The organism is Micromonospora sp. NBC_01655, assembly GCF_026339755.1.
Lineage (GTDB): Bacteria > Actinomycetota > Actinomycetes > Mycobacteriales > Micromonosporaceae > Micromonospora.
Genome location: NZ_JAPEQF010000001.1, coordinates 2,196,095 through 2,209,351 on the forward strand (window position 1 = coordinate 2,196,095; position 13,257 = coordinate 2,209,351).

Sequence of the window (13,257 nt, forward strand, 5' to 3'; positions counted from 1 at the left end):
CCGGCGGGCGGACCTTCCCCTGGTGTGCCGGCCCCCTCCGGCCGGCGCGCGGGTCGCCCCCGCGACGCCGGCCCCTCCGCCGGCGCCTGGTCCGCGCTAGTAGGCCAGCTCCACCGGGCGGCCGAGCAGGTGGGCGCCGTTGTTGCCCAGCCAGCCCTCCGCCGCCGCCGCGTGCTGGGCGAAGGTGTGGATGTCCCGGAAGCGGCGCTGCACCGGGGAGGAGTCGCGGGCCGCGCCGCCCCCGCCCGCCCGGTAGCAGACGTCCACGGCGGCGGTGGCGACCTCGGTCACCCAGGGCAGGCTGGCGGAGACCTGCGGGCGCAGCGCCTCGACCGCGGCCGGGTCCTCCGCGCAGGCCGCCCGGTACAGGTCGTCGGCCAGCGACCGCACCAGCGCCCGGGCCGCCCGGACGTTCAGGTCGGCCCGGCCGAGCTGCACCCGGAAGGCCGGCGAGTCGGCCAGCGACTGCCGCGCGTACAGCCGCTGCCGGCCGCCGTCGAGCAGCGCCACCGTGTCGTCCAGGGCGCCCTGGGCGATCCCGACGGCCACCGCGCCCAGGTGCAGGACGAACTGCGCCAGCGGCGCGACGAACCCCGGCCCCGGCACGCACGGGACCCCGGTGAACAGGTCGAAGCTCTGCTCCGCCGGGCAGAACACCGACTCGATCAGCACGTCGTGGCTGCCGGTGCCGCGCAGCCCCAGCGTGTGCCAGGTGTCCTGCACCCGCACCGCGCCGGCGGGCAGCAGCATCGAGCGGACCTCCACGGGCTGGCCGCCCGGGCCGGGCAGCGGCTGGCCGTCCCCGGTGAGCACGCAGTTGCCGAAGATCCAGTCGGCGTGTCGGGAACCGCTGGCGAACCCCCACCGCCCGGTGACCTGGAACCCGCCGTCGGCCAGCTCGGCCCGGCCCTGCGGGGCGAAACCGCCGGCCACCACGACGTCCGGGCCCGCCGCGTAGAGCTTGTCGAACCGGTCCCGGGGGAGCAGTGCCAGCAGGTGTGGCGTCTCCGCGCCGATCATCACCGTCCAGCCGGTGGAGCCGTCGGCGCGGGCCAGCGCCTCCAGCACCGCCAGCCCGGTGTGCGGGTCCGCCTCGTACCCGCCGTGGCTGCGCGGCACGAACATCCGGAAGCAGCCCGCGGCGCGGAGCCCGTCGAGCAGGTCGGCGGGCAGTTCCCGGCTCGCCTCGATGTCCTCCGCCCGCCGGCTCAGCTCCGGCACCAGCTTCCGTACCGCGCCTGTCAGCCGGATCCGGTCCTGCTCGTCCATGGTTGCCTCCTGCTCGCCCCGGGCGTCGCGGCGCCGCCCCGGCGCCGTCGGACTCGCGGCGCCAGCCTGCGGCGCCCGCGGTGCAGACGTTGGACGACCCGACGTCCCGGCGGGAAGGGACGGCAGTACCGGCCTGCCGGGCACTCCTGCCCGGCGGAAGTTCCCGGGTGGCCGGGACGGCGCGCACCAGGCGGCCGGGACGCCGGGACCGGCATGCTCGGGGGGACCGGCGGTGTCGCCCGTACCACGACCCGCCGGCCCCACCGACGACCACGTCCCCGCCCGGGAGGCGCCCGTGTCCGGCCCCGCCCACCCGTTGCCGTTCCTCGCCCCCGTCCCGGCCGGGCTCCGGGCGACTGTCGCCGGACCGACACCCGCTGCGTGGCGCCGGGGTCTCGGCAACCGACGTCCCGACTGACAGGATCACGCCATGCTGGTCGACCCGGTGCCGCGCGCGCCGACCGCCCCGAACGCCGGTGACGACCCCCGCCACCCGGTCGCCGCCTGGACGGTGCTGGTCAGCTGCGTGCTGCTGCTCGCCGCCACGACGCTCTGCTGGGCCCTCGCCCACCGCCCCTGGGGGCTGTCCCAGCTCTACTTCCTCGTCGACTACACCGACTGCGCGGTGTACGGCGCGACCGGCTGGCTGATCCTGCTGCGCCGCGGTCACCCGGTGGCCTGGCTGCTGGCGGTCACCGGGGTCGGCGGGGGGATCGCCGCCCTGGGCGCCCAGTACCTCGACCTGCTCCGGGTGCGTCCCGGGCTGCCCGAGGTCACGCTGCTGACCTCGGCCCGGCACTGGGGCTGGGTGCCGGGAATGCTGTCGCTGATCGTGGTGCTGCCCTGGCTGGTCCGGGAGAGCCGGCTCACGCTGGGCCCCCGGGTGGCGGTGACGGCCGGCGCCGTGGTGGTCGCCGCGACCGAGCTGTTCCAGTTGACCTTTCCCGGGCTGGGTGGTGCCCCCTCCGGCGCGCCGCTGGCGATCCGCAGCGCGGACTGGGCCGAGTTCGTCGCCCGGGTGCAGCCCGTGCTCACCGCCCTGGTGCCGCTGCTCGGGCTGGTCGCCGCCGCCGGGCTGCTGTGGCGGCGCCGGGTCTCGCCGGCCGTCGAGCGGGTCGGCCTGGGCTGGCTCGCGGTCGGCACGGCGCTGCTAGCGGTGAGCTTCGCCCCGATGGCGCTGCCCGCCGACTGGGCGGGCCTGGTGCCGGAGTCGCTGCCGCCGACCGCCATGCTGGCCGCGCAGGCGTTCTTCCCGGCCGCCGTGCTGGCCGTGGTGCTGCGGCAGCGGCTGTGGGGGATCGAGATCGCGGTCCGCCGCACGCTGGTCTGGTTTCTGCTGACCTTCCTGCTGGTCGCCGCGTACGTCGTCGGGGTGACCACGTTGGACGCCCTGCTCCCGGCCAGCCAGGCGGTCCCCGGGGTGCTGGTGACCGCCCTGGTCGCGGCGGCCGTGCAGCCCGGACGGTGGTGGGTGCAGCGACGGGTGGACCGGCTGATCCACGGCGCGGCGGCGGAACCGCTCGGCGTGGTCCGGGGCGTCGGCGACCGGATCAGCGCGAGCGAGGACCCGACCGACGTGCTGACCGGGGTGGCGCGGAGCCTCACCGAGTCGCTGCGGTTGGGCGCCTGCGGCATCGAGGTGGACGGCCCGGACCCGTGCACCGCCCACTGCGCGTCCGCCGGGCCGGTGGGGGAGCCGCTGGTGCTGCCGCTGCGCCGGGGCGAGCGGGAGGTGGGGCGGCTCACCGCGTGGGCCCGGGCCGGCGAGCGGCTGGACGGGCGTACCCGTTCGGCGCTGGTCGATATGGTGCCGGTGGTCTCCTCGGCGGCCAGCCTGGCCGCGACCAGCCGGGCGTTGGTCGCCTCCCGGGCCCGGCTGGCCGAGGCCCGCGACTCGGAACGCCGCAAGCTGCGCCGGGACCTGCACGACGGGCTCGGGCCCGCCCTGGCCGGGGTGGCGCTCGGCCTCCAGGCGGCCCGCAACCTGCTCGGCACCGACCCGGGCGCGGCCGGACGGCTGCTGGACCGGCTGCGCGACGAGACGGACCAGCGGGTCGAGCAGGTCCGCGACCTGGCCCGCGGGCTGCTGCCGCCGGTCCTCGGCGAGCGCGGCCTGGTCCCCGCGCTGCACGAGCTGGCCCAACGGTACGACGGCTCGGGGCTGACCGTGCAGGTCGAGGCGACGCCGCTGCCGCTGCCCGAGCCGGTCGCCACCGCGGTGTACGGCATCGTCTCCGAGGCGGTCCGCAACGCCCTGCGGCACTCCGGCGCACCGACCTGCCGGGTGGCGGTCGAGCGGGACTCGGGCGGGCTCACGGTCCGGGTGACCGACCCGGGCCGGGGCGTCGAGGTCGGCACGCCGGCCGGGGTCGGCATGCTCTCCATGCGGGAGCGGGCCGAGGGCATCGGCGGGGCGTGCGTGATCGGCCCGGGGCCCGACGGCGGCACCGAGGTCGTCGTCCGGGTGCCCGCCGACCGGCTGCCGCCGGTCGAGGGGGACCGGCCGCCGGCCGTCCCCACCCCGCGCGGGTGGGCTCCGGTCGACCCCGGACCGGAGCCGGCGGACGCCGGCCCCGACCCGGTCGGATCGTCGGCGGACCAGCGGCAGGCGCCGGGCGGGCCGGCGCAGGCCGGTACGGTGCCGGGGACGCGGACGGGACGAACCCTGGTGGTGCGGCGGTGACCGGTGACGGTGCGGTGGACGGTGGCGCGACGAACCCTGGTGGTGCGGCGATGGCGGGTGACGGTGCGGTGGACGGTGGCGCGGCGGTGATCCGGCTGGCGGTGGTCGACGACCATCCCGTGTTCCGGCTCGGCATGACGGCGCTGCTGGCGTCCACGCCGGGGCTGGAGGTCGTCGGCGAGGCCGCCGATGCCGACGAGGCGGTCCGGGTCGCCGACCTGACCCGGCCCGAGGTGATCATCATGGACCTGCACCTCGGCGGGCGGTCCGGCGTGGAGGCCACCCGGGAGATCGTCGCCCGGCACCCGGGGACCGGGGTGCTGGTGGTGACGATGCTGGACGACGACGACTCGGTGTTCGCCGCGCTGCGCGCCGGGGCGCGGGGCTACCTGCTCAAGGGCGCCGCGCCGGGCGAGGTGGAGCGGGCCGTCCGCGCGGTCGCCAACGGCGAGGTGCTGCTCGGCCCGGTGATCGCCAGCCGGGCGATCGGCTTCCTGGCCGGCGGGCGGGCCGGCGGGCCGGCGCCGTTCCCCGAGCTGACCGACCGGGAGCGCGAGGTGCTGGACCTGGTCGCGCAGGGGCTGAGCAACGTGGTCATCGCCCGCCGGCTGACGTTGAGCCCGAAGACCGTCCGCAACCATCTGTCCAACGTGCTCGGCAAGCTCCAGGTCGCCGACCGCAGCCAGGCGATCCAGCGGGCCCGCGAGGCCGGTCTCGGCCAACCCTGACCGGTACGCGCCGACCCGGCCGGGGCGGCGTCCCCTGGGCCGTCCTTTCGCGGCGGGGGCCCGACGGGCTCCCTATGCTCGGGGCATGGAACTGCGGATCTTCACCGAACCCCAGCAGGGCGCCAGCTACGACCAACTGCTCGCCGTGGCCCGCTGCGCCGAGGAGGCCGGCTACGACGCGTTCTTCCGCTCCGACCACTACCTGAAGATGGGTGCGGTGAGCGGCGAACCGGGCCCGACGGACGCCTGGACCACCCTGGCCGGCCTGGCCCGGGAGACCTCCCGGATCCGGCTCGGCACCCTGATGACGGCGGCCACGTTCCGGCTGCCCGGCCCGCTGGCGATCACCGTCGCCCAGGTCGACCAGATGAGCGGCGGCCGGGTGGAGCTGGGCATCGGCGCCGGCTGGTTCGCCGACGAGCACACCGCGTACGGCATCCCCTTCCCCTCGGTGGCCGAGCGGTTCGACCGGCTGGAGGAGCAGCTCGCCGTCATCACCGGGCTCTGGGGGACGCCGGCCGGCGAGACGTTCGACTTCGCCGGCCGGCACTACCCGGTGACCGGCTCGCCGGCCCTGCCCAAGCCGGTGCAGCAGCCGCACCCGCCGGTCCTGCTCGGCGGCAAGGGGCCGAAGCGCACGCCCCGCCTCGCGGCCCGCTACGCCGACGAGTTCAACCTGCCGTTCGTCTCCGTCGCCGACTCGGTGGCCCAGTTCGACCGGGTCCGGGCGGCCTGCGCCGAACTCGGCCGGGACCCGGCCGGGATGCGCTGGTCGAACGCGCTGGTGCTGTGCTGCGGGAGGGACGAGGCGCAGGTGCGGCGGCGTGCCGAGGCGATCGGCCGGGAGCCGGCGGAGCTGCGGGAGAACGGGCTCGCCGGCACCCCGGCCGAGATCGTCGACAAGATCGGCCGGTACGCGGAGATCGGCAGCGAGCGGATCTACCTCCAGGTCCTCGACTTGGCCGACCTGGACCAGGTCGAGCTGGTCGCCGCCGAGGTCATGCCGCAGCTCTGACGACCCCGTCGCCGCGCGGGGCGGGATCGGGACAGCCGCTCATCGGCGTAGGGTTCCCCGACGACGCCCGGGCGCCCGGCCGGCCGGTGCCGCCCCGGGTCGTCGGCCGACGGCGCCGAGCGACGGGAGCACGACGTGGACGCAGGGGACCGGGGGCCGCGGCCGGGCGTCGGCGCGCGCGGGGCGGGGCCCGCCGACCGGGCACCGGGCGTGCCGGGGCACAACTGGGCCGGCAACGTCCGGTACGCCGCCGCCCGGCGGCACCGACCGTCCACGGTAACCGAACTGCGCCGGCTCGTCGCCGCCGGCGACCGGGTCCGGGCGGTCGGCACCGGGCACTCGTTCAACCGGTTCGGCGACACCACCGGCGACCTGGTGTCGCTGGCCGGCCTGCCGCCCACCGTCGAGGTGGACCGGGAGCGCCGCACGGTCACGGTGGCCGCCGCCGTGCGCTACGGCGATCTGGCCATCCGGCTGCACGCCGCCGGGTACGCCCTGCCGACGATGGCGTCGCTGCCGCACATCTCGGTGGCCGGCGCGGTGGCCACCGCCACCCACGGCTCGGGCGTCGGGATCGGCAACCTGGCCACCGCCGTGGCCGCCCTGGAACTGGTCACCGCCGACGGCGACCTGCTGACCGTGCGCCGGGACGCCGACGGCGACCGGTTCGCCGGGATGGTGGTCGCCCTCGGCGCGCTGGGCGTGGTCACCCGGGTCACCCTGGACCTGGTGCCCGCCTTCGAGGTGCGGCAGTACGTCCGGCTCGGCCTGCCCCGCGCGGCCCTGGACGAGGCGTTCGTCTCGGCGTACAGCGTCAGCCTCTTCACCGACTGGCGCGGCGGCCGGATCGGGCAGGTGTGGCGCAAGCAGCTCGTTGACGCCCCGCCACCGGAGGCCGGCTGGCTGGGCACCACGACGGCGGCCGGGCCGGTGCACCCGGTGCCCGGCATGCCGGCGGAGAGCTGCACCGCCCAGCTCGGCGAGCCCGGCCCGTGGCACGAGCGGCTGCCGCACTTCCGGCTCGGCTTCACCCCGAGCAGCGGCGACGAACTCCAGTCGGAGTACCACCTGCCCCGGGCGGCGGCGGCCGACGCGCTGGCCGCTCTCGACCCGGTGGCGGACCGGATCGCCGCCGTGCTCCAGGTCTGCGAGCTGCGCACGGTCGCCGCCGACGAGCTGTGGCTGAGCCCGCAGTACCGGCGGGACAGCGTCGCCGTGCACTTCACCTGGACCGCCGACGCCGACGCGGTGGCCCCGGTGCTGGCCGAGGTGGAGGCGCGACTGGCCCCGTTCGCGCCCCGGCCGCACTGGGGGAAGGTGTTCACGCTCGACCCGGCGGCGGTCGCCGCGGCGTACCCCCGGCACGCCGACTTCCTGGCCCTGCTGCGCACCCTGGACCCGGCAGGCAAGTTCCGCACAGCCCTGCTGGACCGCCACTTCCCCCGCTGACCGGCCGGATCCCCACTCCCACCACTCCCACCGCCCCGGCTTCCCTTGATCGGCTGCGCCGGAGTGAGACGACACGCCGGAGCGGGTGTCCGCGAACAGCAGACGATCAAGAGGGCCGCCGGCCGGTTCAGCGCCGGCCGGCGGCCACCTGGTCCCGGAGGCTGCCGCGCTGCGCCGCCCGGCTGATGTCGCTGGGCGAGACGATGCCGACCAGCCGCTGCTCGGTCACCACCAGCGCCCGGCCGTCGGCGCACTCGCTGAGCCGGGGGAGCAGGTCGGTGAGCTGCTCGTCCGGGGAGGCCAGCACGAGCTGGTCGGCCCGGCAGGCCACCTCGGCCAGCGTGGTCGCGGCCCGCCGGTCGGCCGCCACGCCGCGTACCCGGTCGAGGGTGACCAGGCCGACCGGCCGGCCGTCCTCGGTCAGCGGCAGCGCCGAGTGCCGGTACGCGAAGAGGTAGTGGTCGACGAAGTCGGCCACGGTCATCTCGGCCGACGCGGTCTGCGGTTGGGGGGTCATCACGTCCGCCACCCGCACCCCGCGCAGCGCGCTGCCCATCCGGGCCTGCCGCTCCTCGATCCCGGCGGCCCCGATCAGGAACCAGCCGATCAGTGCCAGCCAGAGCCCGCCGACCCCGGCGCCGCGCAGGAACTGCCACAGGCCCAGCCCGATCAGCAGCACACCGAGGATCCAGCCCGCCCGCGCCGCCACCACGGACGCCCTCGTCCGGTCGCCGGTGGCCTTCCACACGGCCGCGCGCAGCAGCCGCCCCCCGTCCAGCGGGGCGGCCGGCAGCACATTGAAGATCGCCAGCAGGACGTTGATGCCGGCCAGCCAGGCCAGCGCGCCGAGCAGCAGCCCGTGCACCCCCGCCAGGGCGAGCAGCGCCGCCACGCCGCCGAAGAAGACACCGATGATCAGGCTGACCAGCGGCCCGATCCCGGCGATGCGCAGCTCCGCCCCGGGGTCGCGGGCCTCCCCGCGCAGCTCGGAGACGCCCCCGAAGAGCCACAGGGTGATCCCCTCGACCTCGATGCCGTTGCGCTTGGCCACCACCGCGTGCGCGACCTCGTGGGCCAGCAGCCCGAGGAAGAAGACCACCGCGGCGCTCAGCCCGGCCAGCACGTACGCCCAGGTCGGCCGGTCGGGGTACGACCGGGGGAACTGGCTGGCCGACAGCAGCCAGGCGATCAACAGGAAGATGACCAGGACGCTCCAGTTGACCCCGACCGGCACGCCCGCGATCCGGCCGATCCGGAAGCTAGCCCTCATGTTTCCGGTCATACCCCGCCAGTTCAGGGCCATGCCAGGCAGACGGTCACAGTTGAGTTGACGGGTGGGGGATAGTGGCGAAGGTGGCGAGGATGACGGACGAGGGCGACGACCCGTACCTGTGGTTGGAAGACCTGGACGGGCCGGGCGCGGCCGAATGGGTGCGGGACCGCAACGCGGAGACCCTGGCCGCGCTGACCGGGGGCGGGCGGTTCGCCGCCCTGCGGGGCGAGATCCGGCAGGTGCTCGACTCGGACGAGCGCATCCCCTACCCGGGGTGGTGCGGGGACCACTTCTACTACGACTTCCGGACCGACGCGTCGCATCCGCGGGGGAGGTGGCGGCGGACCACCCTCGACCAGTACCGCCGGCCCGAGCCCGAGTGGGACGTGCTGCTCGACCTCGACGCGTTGGCTGCCGAGGAGGGCGAGAACTGGGTCTGGGACGGTGCGACGGTGCTGCGCCCCGGGTACGAGCGCTGCCTGGTCAGCCTGTCCCGAGGCGGCTCCGACGCGGTCGTGGTGCGCGAGTTCGACCTGGTCGGCCGCACCTTCGTCGAGGACGGCTTCACGCTTGCCGAGGCCAAGAGCACGGTCTGCTGGATCGACGCCGACCACATCTACGTGGCCACCGACTTCGGGCCCGGGTCGCTGACCATCTCCGGCCATCCCCGGGTGGCCAGGCGCTGGCGGCGGGGCACGCCGCTGTCGGCGGCCGAGGTCGTCTTCGAGGGGCAGGCGGACGACGTCGCCGCCCACGCCTCGTACGACTGCACGCCCGGGTTCGAGCGTACCTTCCTGGTCCGGGACCTGGACTTCTACCGCAGGGAGAGCTACCTGCTGACGCGGGAGGGTGAGCGGCTGCGGATCGACGTGCCGGACGACGCCCGGTGGGACGTGCACCGGGAGTGGCTGGTGATCGGGCTGCGCTCGCCGTGGACGGTCGAGGGCGTCACCCATCCGGCGGGTGCGTTGCTGGCGGCCCGGTTCGACGCGTTCCTCGCCGGTGGGCGGGACCTGGCGGTGCTGTTCACGCCGGACGACCGCACCGCGCTGGGCGGGCACGCGTGGACCCGCAACCATCTCATCCTGGCCATCCTCGCGGACGTGCGGAGCCGGCTGGAGGTGCTGACCCCCGACGCGACGGGTTGGCGGCGGGAGCCGCTGCCGGGCGTACCGGAGTCCGGCCACAGCCGGCTGGTGGAGACCGACCCCGACACCGGCGACGACTACCTGCTCGCGTCCGAGGGGTTCCGGGAACCGGCGACCCTGCGGCTCGGCCGGGTCGGCGGCACGGTCGAGACGCTCAAGCGGGCACCGGCGTTCTTCGCCGGCGAGGGCCTGGCGGAACGGCAGTTCTTCGCCACCTCGGCCGACGGGACGCGGGTGCCGTACTTCGTGGTGGGCGACCCGGACGCGGCCGGCGGACCGACCCTGCTCACCGGGTACGGCGGCTTCGAGGTCTCCCTGACCCCGCACCACAGCGGCATCATCGGCCGGGGGTGGCTGGCCCGGGGCGGCAGCTACGTGGTGGCGAACATCCGGGGCGGCGGCGAGTACGGCCCCGGGTGGCACCGGGCCGCGCTCCGGGAGGACCGACCCCGGGCGTACGAGGACTTCGCGGCGGTGGCGACCGACCTGGTCGCCCGGGGGATCACCACGCCGGCGTGGCTCGGCATCGAGGGCGGCAGCAACGGCGGGCTGCTGGCGGGGGTGATGCTGACCCGCTACCCGGCGCTGTTCGGCGCGGTCGTCGCGCACGTGCCGCTGCTGGACATGCGGCGCTACCACCGGCTGCTGGCCGGCGCCTCGTGGATGGCCGAGTACGGCGACCCGGACGAGCCGGCCGACTGGGCCTACCTGCGCCGGTACTCGCCCTACCACAACGTCAGCGGCGACCAGCCGTACCCGCCGGCCCTGTTCGTCACCTCGACCCGGGACGACCGGGTGCATCCCGGGCACGCCCGCAAGATGGCGGCCCGGCTGCGCGAACACGGCCACGACGTGGCGTACTACGAGAACGTCGAGGGCGGACACGGCGCGGCGGCGAACAACGCGCAACGCGCCTTCGTCTGGGCGCTGACGCTGGAGTTCCTGTGGCGCAACCTGAGCGGGGAGGCGCTCCCGACCGTGCCGCACCAGCGGTCATCCATCGGTGCGTCGGAGCGGGAGGCGGCGGTGTGACGAAGAGCCGGGGTGACAGCGGCGCTCGTCACGCCTGCCGATTTGTCGTCACAGCGACGGTCAGGGTGTCCTCGCGGACGGTGTGATCTCGGGCCGGCTCTAACCGGGCTCGGCTGTCACGGTGCGTAACTGGCGTGCCGCCGATCGCTGGGCCATGCGATTCTCGACGCCGGTCAAGACGCGCAGTCAGCGGCAGATGAGGATGTCGTCCGGACCGCGTCCCTGCTGCCCCTCTGATCCGTGTATGCCGGTCGACGCGAGACGGCTGATAATGGTTCGGTCATGGCTGAGGATCAACTGAGCGCGGTTCGGCGCAGACTTCCAGAAGGAACGCAGGTCCAGGAAACGATCATCGGGTTTCCCGCGGGTGTCGGCCGAGCGGGTAGGACGGGGCAGGACATGGACCAAGGCACCCGCGACGAGTTGCTCGGCCGCCTGGTTGAGGCAGTCGGGTCCGTCACAGTCGCACACCCGACGCGGGTTGCCATCGACGGACCGCCCGCCGCAGGTAAGACCACGCTCGCCGACGAGTTGGCCGTCGTCTTGCGCACACAGGGCCGCGACGTCATCCGCGCGACGATCGACGATTTCCTCTTCCCCCGAGCACAGCGCTACCCGCGCGGCGAGTACTCGGCCGAAGGCTGCTACTTCGACACCCACGACTACGACGCCCTGAACCGGGTTCTGCTCGATCCGCTCGGCCCCGGCGGGGATCGACGCTTCCAACACGCGGTCTACGACCGCACAGCGGATACCGCGCTGTCCCCACCGGTCACGACGGTCCCCGCCGACGCCGTGCTGGTCTTCGACGGCGTCTTCCTCATGCGCCCGGAACTGATTGACCGGTGGGACCTGCGCATCTTCGTGTCGACCGCGCTCGAAAAGACCGTGGATCGTGCCGTGATCCGAGAGCGCCGGGTGTCATCTCGGGCCGAAGTCGAACGGCGCTGGCGCGAGCGTTACATCCCCTCCCAACAGCTCTACCTTGCTATGGTCCGTCCGACCGATCACGTCGACATCATCGTGCACAACGACGAGCCCCAGCAGCCGGTCTGGGCAACCCAAACACACTGACCGCACTCAATTCGACAGAAGCGGACGCCTGGCACACCAGCCGTCGTGGACAGTTGGCGTCACGGTCCGTATCCGGCATGCTCAAGGCCCGTGTAACCCATCAACTGAAGTCCCGCATCAAGCGGAGTACGACACAACGAAGTGGGCTATGAGCACTCGGGTGTCAGCGAGGGACGCGAATCGGTCCGGGAACACCGGCGCGCCGCCTCCGAACTGCTTCGCAGGGGGGGCGCGACCGGCGGTCAGCGGCTCGCCTTGACGCCTTGGATGAAGGTGCCCCAGGCGTTCGAGGCGAAGGTCAGCACTGGGCCCGTCGGGTCCTTGCTGTCGCGTAGGCCGACGATGCCGGGGATGTTGTCGGCGACTTCGACGCAGTTGCCGCCGTTGTTGCTGCGGGTCGACTTGCGCCAGACGGCACCGGTCAGGTCAGGCACGGGAGTACTCCTCTGCGACTTGCTGGATCAGGCTCTTGGATCGGGACTCGTTGAGAGCGCGGCTCGTCATGTCGGCCCAGATGGTGTCGTAGGCGGCCGTCTCGTGCGGTTTGTCGAGGTAGATCGCTCCGGTGGCGGCTTCCAGGTACGTCACCGGTGGTTCCACCTCCTTGCCGCTGCTGTCCTCGGGGAACTCCAGGATCGAGAAGGCTCCGGCCATCGCCCCGGCGTGCAGTCCGGCAGAAAAAGTCAGCACCTGCACGGTTACGTTGGGTAGCTCTGCGGCCTTCAGGATCTGCTGTAGCTGCTCGACCATGATCGTGGCGCTGCCGACCGGACGGCGCAATACTGCCTCGTTGATTATCACGCTGAGTTGCGGAGCGGAGAACCGGGTGAGAAGTGCCTGCCGTTCGACGCGGAGCTGGACGGCGCGCTGTTGCTCGTCCGCAACTTTTGCGTCGACCGCACCACCGGGCATCCGGAAGACCTGCTCCGCGTAGGCGCGGGTCTGGAGTAGACCGGGAACCAGCTCCGCCTCGTACTGCCGAATGTTCGACGCCCCGGCTTCCAGTCCGATGTAGAGCTGGAACCAGCGCGGAAGGCCGGAGCCGATGTAGTCGTGCCACCAGTTCTTGTTCTCCCGGGTGGCCGCCGTCATCGCGAGAAGCAACTCACTGTCCTTGGCGGAAGCGCCGTAGAGGTCGAGCATCTGCTGCACGTCGGCCTGCCGGAAACGGACGTGCTCCGCACCGTTCTCGATCCGGTGCAGCGTCGCACGTGCCCGGTCCAGTCGCTCGGCGGCCTGTTCCATCGTCAGCCCTGCCGCCTTGCGAAGCGACTCGAACTTGCGCCCGACCTGTCGCCGCAACATGGTCGATCCGGTCACTGATTGTGACACCGCCGTCCTCCCAGCTCAGATGGCCTCAACACGCGCCCGTCCAATTCAGACGAGGTGATGGCTCAGAAGCGATAGACACATTACACAGGGTGCGCCTTGAGGGATAGGGGACTCATCGGAATTCGCTATTGCGATGTTGCAACTGGTGCTTTCCGGTGCTTGACTGCCTCTGCGGCCACCGAGAAGTTCCTGCTGCTCAGTGGCTATGTGTGCCCTGCTGTCGTACCGCTGATCGAAGGCTGCGGTGGTAGGTG

General features: G+C 73.9%; 10 protein-coding genes. 6 read left to right on the top strand and 4 right to left on the bottom strand.

Annotation, left to right across the window (positions count from 1 at the left end; genetic code table 11):
* Nucleotides 1-96: 96 nt before the first annotated feature.
* Nucleotides 97-1,269: an acyl-CoA dehydrogenase family protein gene (locus OOK41_RS10500; protein ID WP_266264237.1), complete on the bottom strand. Its 1,173-nt coding sequence runs from the start codon at nt 1,267-1,269 to the stop codon at nt 97-99.
* A 430-nt stretch (nt 1,270-1,699) separates the two neighbouring features.
* Here OOK41_RS10500 and OOK41_RS10505 point away from each other — a divergent pair, with 430 nt between their 5' ends.
* The 4 genes from OOK41_RS10505 (at nt 1,700) to OOK41_RS10520 (ending at nt 7,144) form a co-directional block, all read left to right on the top strand.
* Nucleotides 1,700-3,952, top strand: a complete 2,253-nt coding sequence (locus OOK41_RS10505) for a sensor histidine kinase (RefSeq protein WP_266264239.1) — start codon at nt 1,700-1,702, stop codon at nt 3,950-3,952.
* Nucleotides 3,949-4,680, top strand: coding sequence for a response regulator transcription factor (locus OOK41_RS10510; RefSeq protein WP_266264241.1), 732 nt, complete (start codon nt 3,949-3,951; stop codon nt 4,678-4,680). The genes OOK41_RS10505 and OOK41_RS10510 overlap by 4 nt, the downstream gene beginning before the upstream one ends.
* Before the next feature lie 85 nt (nt 4,681-4,765).
* Nucleotides 4,766-5,695, top strand: coding sequence for an LLM class F420-dependent oxidoreductase (locus OOK41_RS10515; RefSeq protein WP_266264243.1), 930 nt, complete (start codon nt 4,766-4,768; stop codon nt 5,693-5,695).
* Between the two features lie 210 nt (nt 5,696-5,905).
* Nucleotides 5,906-7,144: an FAD-binding protein gene (locus tag OOK41_RS10520; protein WP_266267774.1), complete on the top strand. Its 1,239-nt coding sequence runs from the start codon at nt 5,906-5,908 to the stop codon at nt 7,142-7,144.
* A gap of 127 nt (nt 7,145-7,271) precedes the next feature.
* Here OOK41_RS10520 and OOK41_RS10525 read toward each other — a convergent pair whose 3' ends face one another.
* Nucleotides 7,272-8,414: a site-2 protease family protein gene (locus OOK41_RS10525; protein ID WP_117671386.1), complete on the bottom strand. Its 1,143-nt coding sequence runs from the start codon at nt 8,412-8,414 to the stop codon at nt 7,272-7,274.
* A gap of 92 nt (nt 8,415-8,506) precedes the next feature.
* On the opposite strand from OOK41_RS10525, the gene OOK41_RS10530 reads away from it, so the two are divergent.
* Entirely contained in the window at nt 8,507-10,597 is a 2,091-nt protein-coding gene (locus OOK41_RS10530) for a prolyl oligopeptidase family protein (protein WP_266264244.1), read from the top strand.
* Between the two features lie 399 nt (nt 10,598-10,996).
* Entirely contained in the window at nt 10,997-11,671 is a 675-nt protein-coding gene (locus OOK41_RS10535) for a uridylate kinase (protein ID WP_117671481.1), read from the top strand.
* Between the two features lie 242 nt (nt 11,672-11,913).
* On the opposite strand, the gene OOK41_RS10540 is transcribed toward OOK41_RS10535, so the two are convergent.
* Together OOK41_RS10540 and OOK41_RS10545 are read right to left on the bottom strand one after the other, a co-directional pair.
* A complete protein-coding gene (locus OOK41_RS10540) occupies nt 11,914-12,105 on the bottom strand; it encodes a DUF397 domain-containing protein (RefSeq protein ID WP_266264245.1) in 192 nt (63 codons plus the stop codon).
* Nucleotides 12,098-12,976, bottom strand: coding sequence for a helix-turn-helix transcriptional regulator (locus OOK41_RS10545; protein WP_207892866.1), 879 nt, complete (start codon nt 12,974-12,976; stop codon nt 12,098-12,100). Before OOK41_RS10545 ends, OOK41_RS10540 begins: the two co-directional genes overlap by 8 nt.
* Nucleotides 12,977-13,257 lie beyond the last annotated feature (281 nt).

What these genes read in the sequence shown, in the direction of transcription:
- OOK41_RS10500 (WP_266264237.1), bottom strand. Translation starts at nt 1,269, where the DNA reads ATGGACGAGCAGGACCGGATCCGGCTGACAGGCGCGGTACGGAAGCTG.
- OOK41_RS10505 (WP_266264239.1), top strand. Translation starts at nt 1,700, where the DNA reads ATGCTGGTCGACCCGGTGCCGCGCGCGCCGACCGCCCCGAACGCCGGT.
- OOK41_RS10515 (WP_266264243.1), top strand. Translation starts at nt 4,766, where the DNA reads ATGGAACTGCGGATCTTCACCGAACCCCAGCAGGGCGCCAGCTACGAC.
- OOK41_RS10525 (WP_117671386.1), bottom strand. Translation starts at nt 8,414, where the DNA reads ATGAGGGCTAGCTTCCGGATCGGCCGGATCGCGGGCGTGCCGGTCGGG.
- OOK41_RS10530 (WP_266264244.1), top strand. Translation starts at nt 8,507, where the DNA reads ATGACGGACGAGGGCGACGACCCGTACCTGTGGTTGGAAGACCTGGAC.
- OOK41_RS10535 (WP_117671481.1), top strand. Translation starts at nt 10,997, where the DNA reads ATGGACCAAGGCACCCGCGACGAGTTGCTCGGCCGCCTGGTTGAGGCA.
- OOK41_RS10545 (WP_207892866.1), bottom strand. Translation starts at nt 12,976, where the DNA reads ATGTTGCGGCGACAGGTCGGGCGCAAGTTCGAGTCGCTTCGCAAGGCG.